The sequence below is a fragment of the Acetobacter indonesiensis genome (assembly GCF_000963945.1).
Lineage (GTDB): Bacteria > Pseudomonadota > Alphaproteobacteria > Acetobacterales > Acetobacteraceae > Acetobacter > Acetobacter indonesiensis.
This window is the reverse complement of record NZ_BAMW01000014.1, coordinates 1-20,979: the sequence shown is the minus strand read 5'-3', so window position 1 is coordinate 20,979 and position 20,979 is coordinate 1. Positions and strand designations below refer to the sequence as shown.

The window sequence follows — 20,979 nt, the reverse complement described above, 5'->3', positions numbered from 1 at the left end:
GTGCTGGTGCTGGTGCTGGTGCTGGTGCTGGTGCTGGTGCTGGTGCTGCGGTGGTTTCAGGCAGGCAAGGGGATGCCGGGCCCGGCTCGGCTGGCCAAGAAGCCCCTTCTGAGCTCTCAACTGCCGTGCATCCGCCATGGGAAGACGCGCCGGTGTCAGGCAGCGTGTCAAGCGGGGCATCCCCTGTGCAGTCTGGAGGGGCTGCTGACGCTTTTTCGGCTCATGCGACGCAAAGCGTGCCAGAGTCTGGACCGGCACCAGATGAGCCGCCTGCCTTGCGGATGGTGAGTGGCGGATCGGCAGTCGCTGTGCCATCGCCTGTGCGGGCATCAGAGCCAGAGATACAGCCCGCCCCCCCGGCAATAGATTCAGTACCGCAGCCGGTCGCCGTGGAGCCTCCCTCTATCGCACCGATGCCCCGAACATGGCGTGAGGCTGTGGCTTTGGTGAAGGAGCGGCGTGAGGCCCTGCTGCACGGCCACCTGCGCAATGCCGTGCATATGGTATCTTTTGTACCGGGTGAAATCGTTATCCGGCCGCAACCGGGTGTTCCGGCTGATCTGGGGCGGCAGCTTCAGCAGGCGCTTGAACGTGCGACCCAGCAGCCATGGCGCATCCGGCTTTCACAGGAAGCGGGTGAGCTCACGCTGGATGAGCAAGGCGCCGAAATTATCCAGTTTCAGCGGCGCAGTGCTAAGGCGCATCCGCTGGTGAAAGCCATTCTGGCAACCTTTCCCGATGCCGAACTGGGCGAGGTGCGAGACCACGCGCTGGACGAATATGGTCTACCCCCGGAAGAGGTACCAGACCTTGTTTTTGCGCCGCTTGACGCCGAACTGTTGGATGATGATGACCGACCGTTCGACCCCGGATCGTCCATGGATTAAGGCAGTCAAGTAACTGCCGGGCCAACCGGTTTTTTTAATACAGACAGGTGCATACGCCATGCGCCGGGCCGCGCTTTGCGGCCAGAAAAGGAGACCAGATTATGAAAAATCTTGCCGGACTGATGAAGCAGGCCACCCAGATGCAGGCCAAAATGGAAGCCATGCAGGCCACACTTGAGGCCATGAATATTGAAGGGGCCGCAGGCGCTGGCATGGTCAAAGTTGTGCTGAGCGGCAAGGGCGATATGCGTTCCATCACCATCGACCCGAAACTGGCTGACCCGGCAGAAATGGAAATGTTGCAGGATCTGATTGTCGCAGCCTGCGCAGATGCCCGTACGAAGCTGGATGCCAAGGCATCGGAAGAAATGCAGAAAGTGACAGGGGGTCTTAACCTGCCTGCTGGCATGAAACTGCCGTTCTGATTGTTCCGATAACCTGCTGTGCCGTACTGTTTTTCAGTGTGGTGCCGCAGCCTATCAGAATGACGGGGTAACGGGCGGAGAATGGAATGCGCGGGCAGGAAATAGAGCAGCTTATCAAGCTTCTGGGCCGGTTGCCGGGCTTTGGCCCCCGCTCTGCCCGTCGTATTGCCCTGTTTCTGTTGCGTGACCCGCAAGGCCGCCTTGTGCCGCTGGCCCGCGCGCTGGAGCATGCAGGACAAGCCGTAAAAACCTGCTCGACCTGTGGAAATCTGGATACGGTTGACCCGTGCCACATCTGTACGGACCCGGTGCGTGACCGCAGCGTGGTGTGTGTGGTTGAAACGGTGGGGGACCTGTGGGCGCTGGAGCGCGCAGGCGTTCATCGGGGCGTGTATCAGGTTCTGGGGGGCACCCTGTCCCCGCTGGCAGGTATCGGCCCGGAAGATCTGAACATTGCCTCCCTGTTGGACAGGCTGGAATGCGGCAGTGTGCGAGAAGTTATTCTGGCGCTGGGGGCAACGGTCGAAGGGGCCACCACCATGCACTGGTTGATGGACCGCTTGGCACATTATGACGATGTTGCCGTCAGCCGTGTTGCACAGGGTGTGCCGGTGGGTGGCGCACTGGACGTGCTGGATGACGGCACGCTGGCGGCAGCGCTGGGTGCCCGTCGGCCCGCATGACGCACAAAAATTCTTCACCAGAACCGGAGACAGATGTGCCTTTAAGCGCTTTCCCCATTTCTTCCCGTATTCCGCGCCGGGCTTTGGTGACAGGAGGCAAGGCCCGGTTGGGTCAGGCCATTGTCATGGCACTGGCAGAAGCCGGGTTTGATGTGGCCATTCACTATCGGGGGGATACGGAAGAGGCTGAAAAAACCCAGAAAGCCGTGCAGGCGCTGGGGCGGAAGGCCTGTCTGCTGAAAGCAGATCTTGCCCGTGAAGAATATGTCAGCCCGATGGTTGAACAGGCCAGTGTGGCGTTGGGTGGGCCATTGGGCGTTCTGGTCAATAACGCCTCAACCTTTGAGCGGGATGAATGGCACGATACCAGCCGGGAAAGCTGGGTAGGGCACATGAAGCCCAATTTGCGTGCGCCATTTGTGCTGATGCAAGAATTTGCCAAAGCCCTGCCAAAGGACAATGAAGGGCTGATCCTGAATATGCTTGACCAGCGTGTTTGGTCCCTGACGCCGCATTTTATCAGCTATACAGTGTCCAAAAGTGCATTGTGGACATTAACGCAGACCATGGCGCTGGCGCTGGCCCCGCACGGCATCCGGGTAAACGCCATTGGGCCAGGCCCAGCCTTGGCCAGCGTGCGGCAGAGTGACGAACAATTTGCAAAGCAATGTGCGTCTGTTCCGCTTGGGCACGGCACGTCCCCGGAAGAAGTCGCGCGGGCAACACTGGCGCTACTGGCGCTGCCGTCTGTCACGGGGCAGATGCTGGCGCTGGATGGCGGGCAGCACCTGCAATGGTCTCCGGCATCGGCGGCCGGGTCTTTACTGGAAGAATAATCGTCACATGACAGTTTTTGCCCCGTGGGTGGATGAACCGCCCCTGCGTTGCCTGTTTCTGAACAACATGATGCTGGATGCCCATATTGGCGTTTTCCCGCACGAACAGGGCGTTACGCAGCGGATCCGTGTTTCCGTGGCGTTTGGCGTGCTTGACCGGGATGATCTGGAAGTTGGCGCGGATGATCTAAGTCGCACTGTCTCTTACGAACAAGTTGTGTTGCTGGTGCGGCGCATCATCAGCGAAGGCCATGTGCGGCTGGTGGAAACACTGGCTGAACGTATTGCCGCAGGTGTGCTGGCCGATAGCCGCGTGAAGGTGGTGCGGATCAAAATTGAAAAGCTGGATGTGTTCGAGGAAATTGAGTCTGTTGGCGTCGAAATTGAACGCCGCGCTGCGCAGGGAAGCTAAGCCCTCACCACGTCTAAAAACGGCATAAAAAAAGCCCGCTGCAAAAGCGGGCTTTTTTATTATGTGCTGCCACATCGAGTTCCCCCGATGTAGCACACGCGATCAGGAGTCGTGTTCGTCCGAATCCGTGCTCACATCAATGTCAGAGCTGATGTCATCATCGTCATCGTCCAGATCGGACGTATCTTCCATGACATCGTCTGCATCGGTGTCGTCATCGGTGTCGAGATCAATATCCTCGTCATCGTTTTTCTTCACGGGTGCGGTGTCGGCCGGGTTTGCAGCCAGGCTATCCGTTGTGCGGCGCAGGCGGGAAACCAGTTCCGGCTGTTCCGTGCTGCATTTGGGGCATACGGCCGGGTTGCGGTTCAAATCGTAGAAACGGGCACCACAGGACACGCAGACGCGTTTGGTGCCGAGATCGGGCTGGGACATCTTGCTACCTGTCGATCCTGATCAGACATGGGACGTGGGGCCGTCCCGGACACGGACGATTCCCGGACTCAGATGGTCTGAGGCAAGAATCGACCAGACTATTAAGGCGAGGCCAAATGCCATTGCACAGCACGCCTGTCAAACCCTGCCTGTTAGAAAGAGGAATAATTTTAGCCTGTAAAGGGGCAGTTTCCCTCTCGTGGCGGATTGACTTACGGCGGGACAAGCCGGAATGAAAAGGGCATGACACAGGCTACTTCCTCATCTTCCCGTCCGTTGCGTGTTTCCCGTGCGGGCAGTCCTCTTTCCGGCACCCTTTCTGTGCCGGGAGATAAATCCATCAGCCATCGCGCTCTGATGTTTTCGGCATTAGCCGAGGGGAAGACGCACATTACCGGCCTTCTGGAAGGGGAAGACGTGTTGCGCACGGCCGATGCCATGCGCGCCTTGGGCGCACAGATTGTGCGTGAGGAAAATGGAAACTGGCACGTTACTGGTCAGGGGCTTGGTGCGCTGACGGAACCGGCTGATGTGCTTGATATGGGGAATTCAGGCACCGCAGCGCGTCTGCTGTCTGGTGTTCTGGCCAGTCATGGAATTATGTCTGTCATGACAGGGGATGCCAGCCTGCGCCGCCGGCCCATGAAGCGCGTGACGGACCCTCTGGCAGGCACAGGCGCGGTGTTTCTGGCGCGTGAGGGTGGGCGTCTGCCGCTGGCTATTCAGGGAAATGCATCCCCTGCCCCGCTTGATTACCGTCTGCCGGTGGCCTCGGCACAGGTGAAGTCTGCTGTGCTGCTGGCCGGTCTGAACGCAGAAGGCGAGACACGGGTAGAGGAACCTGTCCCGACCCGTGACCATACCGAAAACATGCTGCGTCATTTTGGAGCCACCGTGCAGGTAGAGCAGACGCCGGAGGGCGGACGGGTTATTCGTCTTCAGGGCCGCCCTAAGCTGACAGCGCGTGATGTGGTTGTACCGGGTGATCCGTCTTCTGCTGCGTTTGTGGTTGTGGCGGCCCTGTTGGTGCCGGGGTCAGATGTTGTGATTGCGGGCGTGGGGCTTAACCCGCTGCGCACCGGGCTGTTTACAACCCTGCGCGAAATGGGCGCACGGCTGGATATCACCAACGAACGTATTGAAGGTGGTGAACCGGTGGGTGACCTGCATGTGCGGGCGTCATCCCTACAGGGGGTAGATGTTCCCGCTGACCGCGCCCCCTCCATGATTGATGAATACCCCATTCTGGCCGTGGCCGCGGGCTATGCCACGGGTGTGTCACGTTTCCGGGGTGTGGAAGAACTGCGCGTGAAGGAAAGCGACCGTCTGGCCTCGACTGTTGCGCTGCTTGAGCAGAACGGCGTGCACACCAAGGTGGATGGGGACGATCTGATTGTTTTTGGCACGGCTGGGGCCATTCCCGGCGGCGGGCTGGTTGAAACACACATGGACCACCGTCTGGCCATGAGCGCGTCTGTGCTGGGGCTGGTGGCACAGCAGCCGGTTGAAATTGATGATACCGCTTTTATCGATACCAGCTTCCCCGGTTATTTCGGGTTGTTGAACCAGCTTGGCGCTGGGTTTGCAGCATGAAGCAGGGTGGCCCGGTTATTGCGGTTGACGGCCCGGCCGCCGCAGGCAAAGGCACGCTGGCCAAACGGCTGGCGGCGGCCCTGTCTCTGCCCTATCTGGATACCGGTCTGCTCTATCGTGCGGTAGGGCGTCTGGCGCTGGATGCAGGACAGGACCCGGCGGCCCCTGCCGCACATTTTGCAGAAACCCTGACGCCAGAAGATCTGGCCCGCAAAGACCTGCGAGCGCCTGAAGTGGCTGCTGCTGCCAGCAAGGTTGCGGCGCAACCGGCAGTTCGGCAGGCTCTGGTGGAAACACAGCGCCGCTTTGCTGCGGCTCAGGGCGCTGTGTTGGATGGTCGGGATATCGGAACCGTTATTTTCCCCCATGCGGATGTGAAGCTGTTTATCACAGCGTCTCCCGCCACGCGGGCGTTGCGTCGTTTTCTACAACTGGGGGGCGACCAGACAGCACCCGGTGCCGCGGCCCAGATTGCCGAGATGGAAGACGCCCTGAAAACGCGTGATGCGGCAGATGCTGGCCGTGACGTTGCGCCTATGCAGGTGGCGGCAGACGCACAGATTATTGAGACAGATAGCCTCACCGCTGACGAGGTTCTGGCACTGGCACTGGCCTACACCCGGCAGCGACTCGACTGATAGTGGGTGATTGGCCGTTGGGTGTGCCGGTAGGGCAATGCATCCAACTGCTTATTTTCATTGTGTCTCACGATATTTTCCATTGGTTTGTGTTGACAACCCGCCAGTGGAGGGTGTCTCTGCCATCAGATGCCTGCTGTGTACGGCAGGCTTCCTTTTTTCATTTTGGTTCGCCGGAAAGCGCTTGGGGTATCCCAACAGAGTCCGGGGCAAGACGTGTCGCTTTGTGCGGGGCGCAGGAATGGTCGGTTCTTTCGTGGGCCGATGCAGGATTTACAGTTAAACATGGCTTCAGCCGCAACCCCGACTGCGGATCACTTCCGCGGTGAAGATTTTGCTACCCTTCTCGACGAAACCCTTGGCCGCGATACCGGCTTTGAGGGTTCCGTTGTCCGCGGGCGTATTGTTCGCCTGACCGACGAATTTGCCATTGTTGATGTTGGCCTGAAGAGCGAAGGCCGCGTTTCCCTGCGTGAGTTCTCTCCGCCGGGCGTTACACCGGACATCAAGCCGGGTGACGTGGTGGAACTGTATGTCGAACGGTACGAAGACCGTGACGGCAGCATTGTTCTGTCCCGTGAAAAAGCGCGCCGTGAAGAAGCTTGGACGAACCTTGAAAAAGCGTTCGAAGCAAACCAGCGCGTTAACGGCACCATCTATGGCCGCGTAAAAGGTGGCTTCACGGTTGATCTGGGTGGTGCCATGGCGTTCCTGCCCGGTAGCCAGGTTGATATCCGCCCTGTGCGTGACGTCAGCCCGCTGATGGGTGTTCCCCAGCCGTTCCAGATCCTGAAAATGGATCGCGCACGTGGCAACATTGTTGTGTCCCGTCGTGCCGTTCTGGAAGAAACCCGTGCAGAACAGCGCAGCGAACTGATCCAGGGCCTGACCGAAGGCATGATTCTGGACGGCGTTGTGAAGAACATCACCGATTACGGTGCGTTCGTTGATCTGGGTGGCGTTGATGGCCTGCTGCATGTGACCGACATCGCATGGAAGCGCATTAACCATCCGTCTGAAGCACTTCAGATTGGCCAGCCGGTTCGTGTGCAGGTTATCCGCTTCAACTCCGATACGCAGCGTATCTCCTTGGGTATGAAGCAGCTTGAAGCTGATCCGTGGGAAAATGTTGCCCTGAAGTATCCGCCTGGTGCGCGTTACACGGGCCGCGTGACCAACATCACCGATTACGGCGCATTTGTTGAGCTGGAACCGGGCGTTGAAGGTCTGGTGCACGTTTCCGAAATGTCCTGGACGAAGAAAAACGTCCATCCTGGCAAAATCGTCGCTACTTCTCAGGAAGTCGATGTGATGGTTCTGGATGTGGACAGCGCGAAGCGCCGCATTTCTCTGGGCCTGAAGCAGGTTCAGCGCAATCCTTGGGAACAGTTCGCGGAAGAGCACAAAATTGGCTCAACCGTAGAAGGCGAAATCCGCAACATCACCGAATTCGGTCTGTTCGTTGGTCTGTCTGCCGACATCGATGGCATGGTTCACATGTCCGACCTGTCTTGGGACGAAACTGGCGAAGAAGCCATGAAGAACTACGAAAAGGGCCAGGTTGTCAAAGCCAAGGTTCTGGACGTTGATGTTGAGAAAGAACGTATCTCTCTCGGTATCAAGCAGCTTCAGGAAGACCCGGCAGCCGACGTTCTGACCAGTGTTCAGAAGGGCGCAATCGTGACCTGCACGGTTACCGCTGTTCAGACCAACGGGATCGAAGTGAAGGTTGACGATGTTCTGACCGGCTTTATCCGTCGTGCAGAACTGGCTCGTGACAAGGCAGAACAGCGTCCGGAACGCTTCGCTGTTGGCGAACGCGTTGATGCGAAGGTTGTGTCTGTTGACCGCGCAGCCCGCAAGCTGGCTCTGACCATCAAGGGCCGTGAAGTAGAAGAAGACAAGCAGGCTATCAACGAATACGGCTCATCCGACAGCGGTGCGTCTCTCGGTGATATTCTGGGTGCAGCTATCCGTCGTCGTAACACCGACGCCTGATAGACCCAGGATACTTGGCTGTGCGGGGGCTAAACCCCGCATGGTCCGAGAAAGCCTTGGCAGAAATGCCAGAAAAGGCGGTGCTGGAAACGGCACCGCCTTTTTTGCATATAAGGGGGCTCCTAGCGTGAAGGCTTCATAGAAAGAGCTGACCAGACGTAAAGAAGGGCTGCATACGCCCTGCCCCTGCCCGTCCTCTCTTTGGGGCAAAGCTGTGCAATGCCTCTTCTCAATGGCCTTCGCCCACAAACGTGTGAAGGCATCTGAAGGCCGAAAAGGCTTGTGGGACGAGTGCTGCCATGAAACTTTTGAACATAAGGTAGAGGCTTTGCGTTTGCCCAGTGAAAGCAATTTACGGCCACAGCGACGCCTGCCCGCATCCTGATTGAGATGTGGTTGGTGTGTTTTGCCGCCGATGGCATGTGGGATCAGAGATTTGGGGGAAGATGAATGACGAAGTGTTTGCCTGATCAGATTATGGGGCCTTCTTCTGAAAGTTCTCTCCAGCATGGCGTATCCCGGCGGCATGTTGTTGGTGGGGTTACTCTTGCGCCCTTGGCGGCGGGGATAGCGGCTGCTTGTGGGGCATCGCCAGCACAGGCCCAGCAGGCACCGGCACAGGGGACCTCGACAACAGGCGTCAATGGGGACCAGGGGTATGAACCAGCGGGCACGTTTGAAATTGTGGCCGATTTTTACGGGCCGGGTCCGTCAGGGGTAGTGGTAGCGGACAACGGGCGCATCTTCATCGGTTTCCCCCGCCATGCGGTTAACCACAAAGGGGCCACGTTGGGTGAGTTGGTGAATGGTCGCGTTCAACCATGGCCGAATGCTGCGTTAAGCATGCCGTCCTCGGCCGCTCCGGCCGACAGGCTGATGTCTATCCATGGAATGACGCTGGATACGCAGGGCAGGTTATGGGCCATTGACGATGGAAAATTAGCGGGCCAGCCCTTGCAACCGGGTGCCGCCAAAGTTGTGTGTTTTGATATTGCGGCAAACCGCCTGTTGCACAGTATTGTTTTGAAAAACCCCGTTTTGTTGCCTGATAGCCATATGAATGATCTGCGGGTGGACCTGACACACGGGCCGCAAGGCACAGTGTATGTAACGGATAGTTCGTTCGGGCACAGCCCTGCTCTGGTAGTAGTAGATGTTGCGACAGGTGCGCAGCGCCGGGTTCTGGCAACGCACCCGTCCACACAGGCCGAGCCGGGGTTTATGGCCGTGGTCGAAGGCGTTCCTCTGGTTTATGACCCGGCGCAGAAACCGCGTTTTGTCGTCGGTGGGGCGGACGGTATTACGCTTAGCCCGACCAGTGACCGGCTGTATTATGCGGCTTTGACCAGCCGTAAGCTATATAGTGTGCCAACTGCCATTTTGTCTGACCCCAAAGTGTCGGAGGCCGATCTGGCAAAATCTGTTCGGTATGAAGGTGAAAAAGGCACAGCCGATGGATTGGCCACGGATACACAGGGCCGCATCTATACGACCAATTTTGAACATGATTGTATTTTGCGCAGAAATACCGATGGGTCATTTGATTTGATGGTACATGATCCGCGTATTCTCTCACCCGATGGTATTTTTTGTACCAAAACACACGTTTATTGCACTTTGGGACAATGGAACCGCTTGGCCAGTTTCAATAATGGACAGGATAAACGGAAACAACCTTATCATCTCATACGGTTTCCGATTGATGCTGTACCCTCTTACACAGCAGCCCCTGAATAAAGAGTATAAAAAAACCCTGCCAGGAGCATCTGGCAGGGTTTTTCAAGAACGAAAAAGCGAAACGGCAATTAATAAAGTGAGCGGCAAAATAAGGTTCTAAAATAGCTGTTCTAAAAGTTCAGGCAACGTTCAGTTCTTTTTCCTCCTTCTTCCAAACGGTATTGATCAACATCCCCACGCTGTCTGCATCACTCAGCATGGACAGATCACCCAGCGTGTCGATCTCACCTGATGCAATCTTGCGCAGAAGACGACGCACAATTTTACCAGAGCGGGTGCGCGGCAGATCAGGCACAATGAACACCTCGTCCGGGGCAGCATATCGACCGATTGCCAGACTGACCTGTCGGGTAATTTCTTCTGGCGTTATGCTGTGCTGACTGGTGCGGGGAATAGCGAAAACAACCAGCGCCTGCCCTTTGACCGGATGCGGAACACCGACTGCCGCACATTCAGCAATACGCTTGTCTGTGCCAACAGCTTCCTCAACTTCTGCCGTGCCAATGCGATGGCCGGAGATGTTGATGACATCATCCATTCGCCCGGTAATCCAGTAATACCCATCAGCATCACGGCGTGCACCATCGCCTGTGAAATACAGGCCGGGGCTGAACGTGAAATATGTCTGCTGGAAGCGTGCATGGTCTTTCCACAGCGTCCGGGCCTGTCCGGGCCACGAACGCGCAACACACAGGCACCCTTCCCCAGCTCCGTCAATCACATTGCCCTGTGTATCAGTCAGAACCATCGACACACCTGGTAGAGGCATTGTTGCAGACCCGGGCTTGAGGTTTTGTGCACCAGGAATAGGGCCGAGCATGATACCAGCTGTTTCGGTCTGCCACCATGTATCCACAACCGGGCAGCGGCCTTTGCCCACTACATCATGATACCACATCCAGGCATCGGGGCTGATGGGTTCTCCTGCCGTGCCTAGCAGACGCAGGCTGCTAAGGTCATGGCGGTTTACCAGATCATCCCCTTCGCGCATCAGGGACCGGATGGCTGTTGGGGCAGTAAACAGCATGGTAACCTTATGCTGTTCAATCAGGTCCCACCAGCGGCCAGGTTGCGGGTATGATGGCAGGCCGTCAAAAATCATGGTGGTGCCACCATTGGCCAACGGCCCATAGACAACCGAGGTATGGCCGGTAATCCATGCCACATCCGCTGTGCACCACAGCACATCATTCGGGCGGTGGGTGTAGACCATGCCCATGGTGTAGGCCGCCCATACCATGTAGCCGCCCGTGCTGTGGACCACGGCCTTGGGCTTGCCGGTGCTGCCAGAGGTGTAGAGCAGAAACAGGGGATCTTCCGCATTCATGATCTCCGGTGTGCAGTCTGGTTCAAACCAGTCTACAAAATCATGAAAATCAATGTCCCGACCGGGTAGCATAGCAAACGGTGCGTCCGTTGTGCGCAGCACCAGAACCGAATCTACTGCACAGTCTGACCCGGCTTTGTCCAGTGCTTCGTCCATAATCTGTTTAAGTGGAACACGCTTTGTACCACGGCATATTTCATTTGCTGTGATAACAACGCGTGCACCACTGTCATTCAGACGTTCCGCAATGGCTTCAGCGGAAAGACCACCAAACAGCACAACATGCACCGCCCCAATGCGGGCGCACGCCAGCATGGCAATAGGTGCTTCAGAAACCATTGGCAGAGAAATAGCTACACGGTCACCGCGCGAAACACCAAGATGCTGCAACGCATTTGCTAAACGGCAGACACGTTCATGCAGCATGCGGTATGTCAGCTTTTCTGCCTCGTCCGTTCCTTCACGGTGGCTGATCAGGGCGACCTGATCAGCCCTGTCCCACAGATGGCTGTCAATACAGGAAACGGATGCGTTCAGCGTGCCATCCCGATACCAGCCAATGGAAACATTGTCCTGAAGGGATCCGGAAAACCCCTGCGTGGGTGGAGAATGCCAGTGAATACGCTCGGCCTGATCCAGCCAGAAACCATCTGGGTCACGGTGGGCTCGGCGCGTCATGGCTTGCAGTTGCGATGGCGTCAGCAACGCATTTTCAGCTGCCTGCGGATGCACGGGAATATGAATATGGTCAGACATCTTCTTTGTCCCCCGGTCTTTTTTGTTCTTGTCGGTGTGTCAGAAGAAAATGATGCCGATAATCTGAACAATTCTTCAAAAAGCATTTTACGAAAATACTTTTCAAAAAAATCAAACGGGTTTCCCTAACGGGCTCCCGTTATTCAGACCAGACAAACGGTTTAGTGCTCGCCCTTTTCCGGGGCGGTCACTCTTTAAGATCGTGAGACAACATGGCTTTGGCCTTTATGTGTGTCCATGACCTGACTGTGCCTGACGGAGGAGCAAGGACGCTACCCCAATAAAAGCGAAAAGAAGCGAAGAAATTTTCGCATTTTGCAATGTTTGCAAAGATGGGGGGAGGGGAGGGAATGAGGTTGGGCTAAAAAGAGGAAGCCTGCTGCCGACCCAAATTAAGAAGACAACAGGTTGAGTCATAACGCAAGATTTATAACGGCACGGTTGGTAAAACTGATGTTACAACAGAGAAAAGCCGTGACAGAAATCAGCCATGATAGTGCGTGAGGTGAGAGAGAAAATCATCACAGTTTCTGAACAGATGCGTCTGGTCCAGACAGTCTTTAGCGAAAAGAAGGGCTGCCTTTTTGCGTGCGGCCTGCGTGGGTGTATCTGGCAGGGCAGAAAAGTCAGAGACATGAGCGTAGCCTATGATACGGCGAATAATTTCAGCACCGCTGTAACCAATCATATCCTGAAAAATGTTTTCTATAAAAATATTTTTCTCTTTTTCTGATTCAATGGTCTGTGTTGCAGGGTAATAACGTGCAGCCTGATCTTTGGAGGCGTTTTCGGTTGCCCAAAGGGCGAGAAACTGTTCGGTAAAGCTGGCCCAGAACAGTTTGATCATGTGTATCTGCTGGCTTTGTGCTGCGGCATCACGGGCTGAGAACAGCGAGAGAATAAGGTTGCCGACAAACAGCCCCGCATCAAAGCCGATCGGGCCGTATGTTGCAAACTCACCGTCAATGACACGGGTATCGTCATTTGTTGTCATGATGGAGCCCGTGTGCAGGTCACCATGAAGCAGGGCTTGTGGGCAGGATAGGAAGCGCAGACGCAGCGTATCAATGCGCGCCAGAACACCGGCGTCGGCCCGAATGGCTTGGACAACTGGCGTCAGTTCGGGTTCGGCCCAATGATTGCGCGGGTGGTCGTGATACGGGTCGGTCAGAACCAGATCAACCGTTATGCGGGTCAGCGTCTGGTTGCGGGCAAAACAGATGCGGCGGTCCATAACCGATTCAAACGGTGCGGCCAGCAGAGAGGTAGCGAATGTGCTCCGGGCGACAAACTGGCCAATGCGTGTGGCAATCTGTGGGTTGACTGGCCCGAGCATAAGCGCGTTGCGCAAAACAGTATGACTGGAAAGGCTTTTGACAATCAGAATAAACTGAACCGGGTCAAAATGGAGACGCTCCGTGGTCAGATCTGGCACATGCGGAAAGACTTCGCGCAGATAGGCTGCTTCAAAAAACGTGCGATCAAGCGGCATTTTCCATGACGGATCAACCCGCACATGCGGTAGGGCCTGTTTGACGCACACACCGCCCAGTGGGCCTTCTGCCAGAAAGACCATGTTCAGGTTTCCGTCACTGACTTCACGCACAGTCCAGTTTTCAACCGAACCGCCAAGCCGGGCCGCAATGGCGGGTAGGGACGCCACATAGGTTCGGACACCCTGTGCGTCTAGCGTGCGGTAAAGGGTGTTCTGTGTGGTCATGAAATGCTGGTCCTGAACGGCAGAAAAGAAAACGGCCGGGTTTAATCCCCCCGCCGCTGTAGCGTATCAGACAGAAAATCCGTTTCCAATAGTGATATTAGTCAAGACACGCTTCACGGAAGGCCTTAAACGCACGGGCACGGTGGCTAATGGCGTTTTTCTCGGCTTCTTCCATTTCGGCAAATGTGCGGGTTTCACCTTCGGGGGTAAAAATAGGGTCATACCCGTGGCCTTTTTTCCCACGTGGTGGCCACGTAATCTGCCCGTTTACGCGCCCTTCAAACAGGTGCGTCGTGCCGTCCGGGAAGGCCAGGCACAGGACGCAGATAAACCACGCATCCCGTTCATCCGGGCCGATTCCGTCATGAATGCGGACCATGGCTGCCGGAAAGTCCTTATCAGGCCCAGCCCAGCGGGCAGAATAAATACCCGGTGCCCCCCCTAATGCAGAAACACAAAGCCCGGAATCGTCTGACAACGCGGGCAGATTGGTTGCTTTTGCAGCCGCTACGGCTTTTAGCGCAGCATTCCCTGCAAAAGTGGTTTCTGTTTCATCGGGTTCAGGCAGGTCTAGGTCGCCCGCAGACAGGACGGTGATGCCAAAATCGGCCAGTAATGTAGAAAATTCGGCTAGTTTGCCTTTGTTATGGCTGGCCAGAACCAGTTTGGTACCAGCTTTCAGAGGAAGTTGCGTCATGGGTTAAAGGCCTTCTGCTGCGTTAATGGCGGCGGTCTGCGCGTCAAACAGCACGGATACGCCCTGCTGTGCCAGACCAAAGAGGCGGAAGTAGGCGTCTTGGGTAAAGGGCGCGTCTTCTGCTGATGCCTGAATTTCTACAATGCGATGGTCTGCGGTCAGCACAAAATTGGTGTCGGCGGCGGCAATGCTATCTTCTGCATAGTCCAGATCTAACACAGGGCCAGCAGCAGTTAACCCGCAGGAGACCGCAGCAACCTGCCCCCGTAACGGGAGCTGGCGCAGCACATTGGTCGCGACCAGTCGGCCCAGCGCAAGCCGCAAAGCAACCCATGCCCCGGTAATGGACGCACAGCGCGTGCCGCCGTCAGCGTTCAGAACATCGCAGTCCAAAGTGATACTGAGTTCACCCAGAGCTGGCAGATCGACCACTGACCGCAGGGAGCGGCCAATCAGCCGTTGTATTTCCAGAGTCCGGCCAGATTGTTTGCCTTTGGCGGCCTCACGCGGCCCGCGTGCATGTGTGGCGCGGGGTAACATGCCATATTCGGCGGTCACCCACCCTGAGCCTTTGCCTCTTAAAAAAGAGGGTACCCGATTTTCTACGCTGGCTGTGCACAGCACTTCCGTTCCGCCCACGCGAATAAGCGCGGAGCCTTCAGCATGGCGGGCAAAGCCGGTTTCAATGGAAACAGGGCGCATCTGGTCGGGCTGACGGCCGGAAGGGCGCATGATGGGAAACTCCGTAAGCAAGAGGAACTGGCTTGCACATAAAGGGCTTTGCACATTGATAAAACCGTTCAGACGGTTTTGAACGCTCGCTATGCGCCGTAGTCGCCTGCTCGTGCGTTAGAACAAGAGAGAGGGATGACGGCGTGTGGTCATTCTGTTGTCTCTTGCAACTCCGGCTTCGGATGCTCACAAAGAAAGCACTATGAGTGTCGTGAAGCAAAATGCCAGATGAGTGTGAAGGAGGAGGCCTGTTCCCCATGAAGCGTGGTCTGCTACCCGTAAAATCCTCTCTGCCGCCGGGGCTTGATGCCCGCTCTGCTGCGATTCTGCGCGAAATTGTGGAAGAATATGTGGAAAGTGGGGAGCCCGTTGGGTCCCGCACGCTCTCGCGTCGGTTGGGGCTTCCGCTTTCTCCGGCAACCATTCGCAATGTCATGGCGTCGTTGACCGAGGCCGGGTTGCTGTTTTCACCGCATACATCCGCCGGGCGTTTGCCGACCGAGGCTGGGTTGCGGTTGTTTGTGGATGGTCTGTTGCAGTTTGGCAGTTTGTCAGAAGAAGAACAGGCTGGCATCGGGCGTTCTCTGGAAGCGCGCGGACGCTCCTTGCAGGAAACACTGACCGAGGCATCGGCCTTGCTGTCTGGCATGTCAGATGCAGCCGGTCTTGTTGTTGCCCCCAAAGGCGATGGCGGCATTAAACATATCGAATTTGTGGCTCTTGGCGGAAACCGCGCGCTGGTGGTGCTGGTGGGCGCAGATGGCCGGGTAGAAAACCGCGTTATGGAAACGCCTGTGGGCATGCCTCCCTCTGCCTTGATTGAAGCCGCAAATTATCTGAATGCCCGCGTATTGGGGGCTACCCTGCCTGATCTGCGCCAGAGGGTTGGTGTGGAAATGGCGGAAAACCAGAACGCACTGGACAAACTGACAGCCGAGGTTGTGGAAAGTGGTCTGGCCGTCTGGAATGGTGGCGATGATGCGCGTGGCGGTACGCTGATTATTCGGGGGCAGGGCAAACTTCTGGCCGATGTTGATGGTCAGGAGCGTCTGCTGGCCATTCAGACCCTGTTTGACCGGCTGGAAACGCAGGAAACCATGCTGCGCCTGCTGGAACTGGCTGAAAATTCAGCCGGGGTCCGCATTTTTATCGGGGCTGAAAGCGGCCTGTTTGGGGCGTCAGGAATGTCCATGGTGGTGGCACCGGCCCGCAATGACGCCAACCGTATTGTGGGCGCGATTGGGGTTATTGGCCCGACCCGCATCAATTACGGACGCATTATTCCTGTAGTGGATTATACGGCCCGTTTTCTGGGTGAAATGTTGGGATAAGAGCATTCCCGCAGCAAAATAAATTTGTAACACACAGCCTAAATGTCCGTTAGGCAGGCTTGCCTGCCAAAGTGGGGCGTCTTTTTGCCATCATGTGGTCAATATGGCGCATGAGAAGGAAGACGGCAGCGTATGGGAATGGTAAAGGACCCGCATGACACGAACTCCGTCTTCTGGTGACTCTGGGTCTTCTTCTGACAGGAAAGAAGAACGCACATCCCCCCCCCGACAGGGTGTAACGCTGCGTAGGCCACGTTTTCGGCAATGGCGCGGTCTTTTGGGCACAGTGGCCGCTGTCAGTCTGGTTGGGGCGACCGGCGCGTCTTTGCTGGTGTGGCACCAGTATGAAGGAATTGTGGCTGACCTGCCGACGGTTGAAGGGTTGCGCACCTATCAGCCCCCGGTGATGAGCCGCCTGTACGCGTCTGATGATAAAGTCATTGCCGAACTGGCGGATGAACGCCGTGTGTTCGCGCCATACAGCGCCATTCCTGACCGTGTGAAAAACGCCTTTATTGCCGCAGAAGACCAGAAATTCTGGACGCATAAAGGGGTGGACCCGGTGGCCATCATGCGCGCTGGTCTAACTGACCTGACGCGCGGCAAGGGGCGCAGGCCGATCGGGGCTTCTACCATCACCCAGCAGGTGGCCCGCATCATGCTGTTGGGCAGTAATGCTGTTTCCATCAAGCGTAAGGCTCAGGAAGCGTTTCTGGCCATGCGCATTGAGCAGGTGCTGCCCAAGGAAAAAATTCTCGAAATCTATCTGAATGAAATCTACATGGGCAGCGGCGCCTACGGTATTGCCGCGGCGGCCCAGACCTACTTCAATAAGCCTCTGGACCAGCTTGATGATGCGGAAGCCGCTTTTCTGGGCGCGTTGCCGAAATCCCCGACCAATTACAACCCGGTGCGCTACCCCGACGCTGCCCGCGGGCGGCGGAACTGGGTGCTTGAACGTATGGCGGAAACCGGGGCGATTACCCATGACGCTGCGAAGGCCGCAGAAGCGGAGCCCCTGATTCCGCATGCGTTTGTACGCCCCGGCCCGGCCCCCGGTTCTGAATGGTTTGCCGAAGAAGTGCGTCGCGAACTGCTGGAACGCTATGGGCAGAACACAACCCTTCAGGGCGGGCTGGAAGTTCACACCAGTCTTGATCCCTCCTTGCAGTTGGCAGCCCAGAATACCTTGCGTCAGGGGCTGATGGCATATGACCGGGCGCATGGCGGCTGGCGCGGGCCAATTAAACATCTTTCCGAGGTTACGGCGGCGTCTTCACCGGAGGAATGGAGTGCGGCCTTACAGGCTGTACCCGTGCCATTGGGGATGCTTGATCAGTGGCGTCTGGCCGTGATGCTTGACCCCGGTAAGGGCCGCATTGGCTGGCTTGAAGGCGCTATTGTGCGTCGTGGTGCCCCGTCACAAGGCGGAACACCGCAGACGGCCCAGATTCTGGAGCGTGATCTGGCGTGGACCCGTCGCTTCCGTCTGTTGAAAGCAGGCGATGTGGTTATGGTTGAACCACAGGCGCAGGGTGATCGGGTTGCCCTGATGCAAATTCCGCATGTGGAAGGCGCTGTGGTGACAATGAACGCCCACACTGGCCGCGTGATGGCGCTGGTGGGCGGGTGGTCCTTCCAGATTTCCCAGTTTGACCGTGCAACGCAGGCTCTGCGTCAACCTGGGTCTTCATTCAAGCCGTTCGTTTATCTTCAGGCCATGGAACAGGGGATTTCCCCGTCTCAGGCGTTTGATGATTCGCCGGTCTCTTACGGAAGCTGGCACCCGAATAACTATGAAAAAGACTTCTGGGGCCCCACATCCCTGCATGATGCGTTGCGGGAGTCCCGCAATCTGGTGACCATCCGTCTGGCGGCGCATATCGGCATCAAGAACGTCGCTGATCTGGCAACGCGAATCGGGTTGGTGGATTCGATGCCGCATGTGCTGCCTGCCGCCCTTGGTGCTGTTGAAACAACCGTGCTGAAGGAAGCGGGAGCCTATGCAACGCTCGCTGCTGGCGGGCGTAAAATTACGCCTACACTGATTGATGATGTGCAGGACCGTCAGGGTAAAGTGATCTGGCGGCCGGAGGGGCTGTCTCTGGTCTCTGTCGCGGCGCAAGAGGCAGCGGCCCAGAAGGCGGCTCCGGCGGGGGAACCGGACGCGATCTTCCCCGGTGGCAAACCTGATGCGGCCCCTGCGCCAGCACCCGCTCCTAGCCCCGGTGCTTCCGCGACGTCACCGCAGACGTCGCCCCTCCCCGGTGTGGATGATCAGCCTGCTGTTCAGGATGACCGGCCCCGTGTGGCCTCAGAACAAAGTGCGTTCCAGATTACGGCCATGTTGCAGGATGTGATCCGTCGCGGGACGGGTGTTTCTGCGGGCAAGGGGCTGGATATGCCAATTGCGGGTAAAACAGGAACAAGCCAGAACTTTAACGATGCTTGGTTTGCTGGTTACACCCCTGATCTGGTGACGGTGGTGTGGATTGGTTTTGATTCGCCGCAGTCTCTGGGCAAGAATGAAACAGGTGGGGCGATTGCTGGCCCTATCTGGAACAAGGTTATGAAAACCGCCACCGATGGCCGCCCAAAGCTGGACTTCCCGGTGCCGGAAGGTCTGACGTTGGTGCGGTATGATACGGGTCGCGGTGTTGCTATAGATGCCTTCAAACCCGACCAGATTCCGGGTGTCAGCGTCAGTCTGTCCAACAACGCATCTTCTCAGGAACTGACGGCGGCCGATACAGGGGCTGAAAACATGCCCGATTCGGAAAGTGATATGGCCGCCGGTGGTGCAGCCTCGGGCAGTGGCAACGGTGCGGGGGGCGGTAATAGTGCATCGCCTGCGCCCGGCACGCCGCGCCCAACGCAAGAACCTTCTGGGGGTGACATTGGCATGGGTGGCCTTTATTGAGGCCATTCCTATTTGAACGCACATTTGCAGAAGTGATGGAGAATCGGCCTTATGTCCGCCGAGACTGAAGCCCTTAATGACCAGATCAAGCAGTCAGTGGCACTGCTGAGGAGGCATCTTTAACTGGGATGTCGCACAGGCCAGACTGGCCGAACTGAACAACCAGGCAGAAGATCCTGATTTATGGAATGACCCCGAAGCCGCCCAGAAGCTGATGCGCGAACGCACCATGCTGGCAGGGCAGGTTGAGGGCGTGAATGCGCTTGAAGAAAGCGTGCGTGATACCTGCGATCTTGTTGAACTGGCGGAAGCCGAAGGGGATACCGAGATTGTTCAGGAAGCGGTCGCGACCCTGAAGCAGTTGGCTGAAGAAGCCAAGCGGCGCGAAACCGAAAGCCTGCTTTCGGGCGAGGCCGATGCCAACGATTGCTACCTTGAAGTCAACGCAGGTGCTGGCGGCACGGAAGCCCAGGATTGGGCGGAAATGATGTTGCGTATGTACACCCGCTGGGCTGAAGCGCATGGCTACAAAGTCACGTTGATGGAAAGCTCGGAAGGGGAACAGGCGGGGCTGAAGTCGGCAACCATTCTGGTTTCTGGGCCGAACGCGTATGGCTGGCTGAAGACGGAAGCAGGGGTGCACCGTCTGGTGCGTATTTCTCCGTTTGATGCTGCGGCACGTCGTCAGACGTCGTTTGCATCGGTCTGGGTTTACCCCGTGATTGATGATTCGATCGAAATTGAGGTCAATGATTCAGACCTGAAGGTCGATACGTTCCGCGCATCCGGTGCGGGTGGTCAGCACGTTAACAAAACCGATTCTGCTATCCGTATTACCCATATCCCGACAGGGATTGTGGTTGCGTGTCAGACAGACAGATCGCAGCACCGTAACCGGGCAACGGCCATGCAGATGTTGCGTGCGCGTCTGTACGAAGCAGAATTGCAGAAGCGGGAAGCGGCTGCGGCTGCGACCGAAGCGGCTAAAACGGATATCGGGTGGGGCCATCAGATTCGGTCATACGTTCTGGCTCCGTATCAGATGGTCAAGGACCTGCGGACCAGTGTTGAAACAGGCAACCCCGACGCTGTTCTGGATGGTGATCTGGATGTCTTCATGGCTGCGGCACTGGCGGCCCGTGTTGGAGCGACCCGTTCTGAAGCGAGTGCGTCGGCACAATAAAAAACAGAATAAGACAGTTTTATGACAGAGCGGGTGCCCTTTGGGTGGCCCGCTTTTTTTATATTCCACGTTAAAGGGAAACTCTTTGCGCATACTGCGCGTTTAGAGGCCATTTTTTTTCGAAATGATCATGGAATGAAAAGAAGCACTAAAAGCATACTAATTCATATTTCCGTGACAAAATATGGCATTTTTCTGCGCTTGGTAGGTGTGTGCCTATTTTTTAGGCTATATGCACTATTCTAAGCAGTGATTATTTTTACCCAAGAACATTCTTGACATATGTGCTGCCAAATTGCCCAATCAAGGGCAGGAAGATGGCAGCTATGCAGCTCTGTCAGTCTACCCAGTGCTGAGGCACGAAATGTTGGTTTGTAACCGCTGCTTACAGGCACCGATTATCGGGTGCGGGAACAGGCCAGTGTTTTTTGGCTGGCGTGGAAGAAGGAGGATGTAGAAATATGAAGGACCACGCGCAACAGCAACGGAGACCGATGCAGTACGTCATCGGGACAGGAGCTGTTGTCGGTGTTGTTGCTCTGCTGGTTGTAATTCTGCTGCACTTATTGGCTGTTTTCGGGCTTGTCCTGGGTATGGGGACGTCAACAAGCGTTCCGGTGCCAAAACCGCCGATCAAAACCAGAGTTCTACCACCACCGCCACCACCGC

The 20,979-nt window shown here is 56.7% G+C and carries 16 protein-coding genes and 2 pseudogenes; 13 read left to right on the top strand and 5 right to left on the bottom strand.

Annotated features, from left to right (window positions below; translation table 11 throughout):
* The 5 genes and pseudogenes from Abin_RS04930 to folB all read left to right on the top strand — a co-directional run.
* Positions 1 to 887 (top strand): annotated as a pseudogene (locus Abin_RS04930) (DNA polymerase III subunit gamma/tau); the annotation flags it as partial.
* A 101-nt stretch (positions 888 to 988) separates the two neighbouring features.
* On the top strand, positions 989 to 1,312 hold the full coding sequence (locus Abin_RS04925; RefSeq protein WP_048845255.1) for a YbaB/EbfC family nucleoid-associated protein: 324 nt from the start codon (positions 989 to 991) through the stop codon (positions 1,310 to 1,312).
* Positions 1,313 to 1,398: 86 nt separating this feature from the next.
* The gene (gene recR / locus Abin_RS04920) at positions 1,399 to 1,995 is read left to right on the top strand and encodes a recombination mediator RecR (RefSeq protein WP_048845254.1); all 597 of its coding nucleotides are present in this window, start codon (positions 1,399 to 1,401) and stop codon (positions 1,993 to 1,995) included.
* A gap of 35 nt (positions 1,996 to 2,030) precedes the next feature.
* Positions 2,031 to 2,831, top strand: a complete 801-nt coding sequence (locus Abin_RS04915) for an SDR family oxidoreductase (protein WP_084593474.1) — start codon at positions 2,031 to 2,033, stop codon at positions 2,829 to 2,831.
* A 7-nt stretch (positions 2,832 to 2,838) separates the two neighbouring features.
* Positions 2,839 to 3,243: a dihydroneopterin aldolase gene (gene folB / locus Abin_RS04910; protein WP_048845252.1), complete on the top strand. Its 405-nt coding sequence runs from the start codon at positions 2,839 to 2,841 to the stop codon at positions 3,241 to 3,243.
* 102 nt (positions 3,244 to 3,345) lie between these two features.
* Here folB and Abin_RS04905 read toward each other — a convergent pair whose 3' ends face one another.
* The gene (locus tag Abin_RS04905) at positions 3,346 to 3,678 is read right to left on the bottom strand and encodes a TIGR02300 family protein (RefSeq protein ID WP_048845251.1); all 333 of its coding nucleotides are present in this window, start codon (positions 3,676 to 3,678) and stop codon (positions 3,346 to 3,348) included.
* 243 nt (positions 3,679 to 3,921) lie between these two features.
* Between Abin_RS04905 and aroA the strand changes: the two genes are divergently transcribed.
* The 4 genes from aroA (at position 3,922) to Abin_RS04885 (ending at position 9,644) form a co-directional block, all read left to right on the top strand.
* The gene (aroA, locus tag Abin_RS04900; RefSeq protein WP_048845250.1) at positions 3,922 to 5,271 is read left to right on the top strand and encodes a 3-phosphoshikimate 1-carboxyvinyltransferase; all 1,350 of its coding nucleotides are present in this window, start codon (positions 3,922 to 3,924) and stop codon (positions 5,269 to 5,271) included.
* Positions 5,268 to 5,909, top strand: a complete 642-nt coding sequence (locus tag Abin_RS04895; RefSeq protein ID WP_048845249.1) for a (d)CMP kinase — start codon at positions 5,268 to 5,270, stop codon at positions 5,907 to 5,909. The genes aroA and Abin_RS04895 overlap by 4 nt, the downstream gene beginning before the upstream one ends.
* A gap of 285 nt (positions 5,910 to 6,194) precedes the next feature.
* A complete protein-coding gene (gene rpsA / locus Abin_RS04890) occupies positions 6,195 to 7,907 on the top strand; it encodes a 30S ribosomal protein S1 (RefSeq protein ID WP_048845257.1) in 1,713 nt (570 codons plus the stop codon).
* 477 nt (positions 7,908 to 8,384) lie between these two features.
* Positions 8,385 to 9,644, top strand: a complete 1,260-nt coding sequence (locus Abin_RS04885) for an L-dopachrome tautomerase-related protein (protein ID WP_052948166.1) — start codon at positions 8,385 to 8,387, stop codon at positions 9,642 to 9,644.
* 118 nt (positions 9,645 to 9,762) lie between these two features.
* Here Abin_RS04885 and acs read toward each other — a convergent pair whose 3' ends face one another.
* The 4 genes from acs to rph all read right to left on the bottom strand — a co-directional run bounded on the left by acs (position 9,763) and on the right by rph (position 14,876).
* Positions 9,763 to 11,727: an acetate--CoA ligase gene (gene acs / locus Abin_RS04880; protein WP_048845248.1), complete on the bottom strand. Its 1,965-nt coding sequence runs from the start codon at positions 11,725 to 11,727 to the stop codon at positions 9,763 to 9,765.
* 484 nt (positions 11,728 to 12,211) lie between these two features.
* A complete protein-coding gene (gene mtnK / locus Abin_RS04875; protein WP_048845247.1) occupies positions 12,212 to 13,447 on the bottom strand; it encodes an S-methyl-5-thioribose kinase in 1,236 nt (411 codons plus the stop codon).
* Between the two features lie 97 nt (positions 13,448 to 13,544).
* Positions 13,545 to 14,144: an RdgB/HAM1 family non-canonical purine NTP pyrophosphatase gene (gene rdgB, locus Abin_RS04870; RefSeq protein ID WP_048845246.1), complete on the bottom strand. Its 600-nt coding sequence runs from the start codon at positions 14,142 to 14,144 to the stop codon at positions 13,545 to 13,547.
* Between the two features lie 3 nt (positions 14,145 to 14,147).
* Positions 14,148 to 14,876 (bottom strand): ribonuclease PH, encoded by a 729-nt coding sequence (rph, locus tag Abin_RS04865; protein WP_048845245.1) that lies wholly within the window; start codon positions 14,874 to 14,876, stop codon positions 14,148 to 14,150.
* Positions 14,877 to 15,133: 257 nt separating this feature from the next.
* On the opposite strand from rph, the gene hrcA reads away from it, so the two are divergent.
* From hrcA to Abin_RS15610, 4 genes and pseudogenes are all read left to right on the top strand, one after another.
* Entirely contained in the window at positions 15,134 to 16,207 is a 1,074-nt protein-coding gene (hrcA, locus tag Abin_RS04860; protein ID WP_048845244.1) for a heat-inducible transcriptional repressor HrcA, read from the top strand.
* 154 nt (positions 16,208 to 16,361) lie between these two features.
* Positions 16,362 to 19,127, top strand: coding sequence for a penicillin-binding protein 1A (locus Abin_RS04855; protein WP_048845243.1), 2,766 nt, complete (start codon positions 16,362 to 16,364; stop codon positions 19,125 to 19,127).
* Between the two features lie 51 nt (positions 19,128 to 19,178).
* A protein-coding gene (gene prfB, locus Abin_RS04850) for a peptide chain release factor 2 (RefSeq protein WP_146867637.1) occupies positions 19,179 to 20,310 on the top strand; the annotation gives its coding sequence in 2 pieces (ribosomal slippage) (positions 19,179 to 19,247 and positions 19,249 to 20,310; 1,131 coding nt in all).
* A gap of 461 nt (positions 20,311 to 20,771) precedes the next feature.
* Positions 20,772 to 20,979 (top strand): annotated as a pseudogene (locus tag Abin_RS15610) (energy transducer TonB); the annotation flags it as partial.

Coding starts and splice junctions, on each gene's coding strand:
- recR (WP_048845254.1), top strand. CDS start 1,399: ATGCGCGGGCAGGAAATAGAGCAGCTTATCAAGCTTCTGGGCCGGTTG.
- aroA (WP_048845250.1), top strand. CDS start 3,922: ATGACACAGGCTACTTCCTCATCTTCCCGTCCGTTGCGTGTTTCCCGT.
- mtnK (WP_048845247.1), bottom strand. CDS start 13,447: ATGACCACACAGAACACCCTTTACCGCACGCTAGACGCACAGGGTGTC.
- Abin_RS04885 (WP_052948166.1), top strand. CDS start 8,385: ATGGGGCCTTCTTCTGAAAGTTCTCTCCAGCATGGCGTATCCCGGCGG.
- rpsA (WP_048845257.1), top strand. CDS start 6,195: ATGGCTTCAGCCGCAACCCCGACTGCGGATCACTTCCGCGGTGAAGAT.
- acs (WP_048845248.1), bottom strand. CDS start 11,727: ATGTCTGACCATATTCATATTCCCGTGCATCCGCAGGCAGCTGAAAAT.
- rph (WP_048845245.1), bottom strand. CDS start 14,876: ATGCGCCCTTCCGGCCGTCAGCCCGACCAGATGCGCCCTGTTTCCATT.
- hrcA (WP_048845244.1), top strand. CDS start 15,134: ATGAAGCGTGGTCTGCTACCCGTAAAATCCTCTCTGCCGCCGGGGCTT.
- Abin_RS04895 (WP_048845249.1), top strand. CDS start 5,268: ATGAAGCAGGGTGGCCCGGTTATTGCGGTTGACGGCCCGGCCGCCGCA.
- Abin_RS04925 (WP_048845255.1), top strand. CDS start 989: ATGAAAAATCTTGCCGGACTGATGAAGCAGGCCACCCAGATGCAGGCC.
- folB (WP_048845252.1), top strand. CDS start 2,839: ATGACAGTTTTTGCCCCGTGGGTGGATGAACCGCCCCTGCGTTGCCTG.
- rdgB (WP_048845246.1), bottom strand. CDS start 14,144: ATGACGCAACTTCCTCTGAAAGCTGGTACCAAACTGGTTCTGGCCAGC.
- Abin_RS04905 (WP_048845251.1), bottom strand. CDS start 3,678: ATGTCCCAGCCCGATCTCGGCACCAAACGCGTCTGCGTGTCCTGTGGT.
- Abin_RS04855 (WP_048845243.1), top strand. CDS start 16,362: ATGACACGAACTCCGTCTTCTGGTGACTCTGGGTCTTCTTCTGACAGG.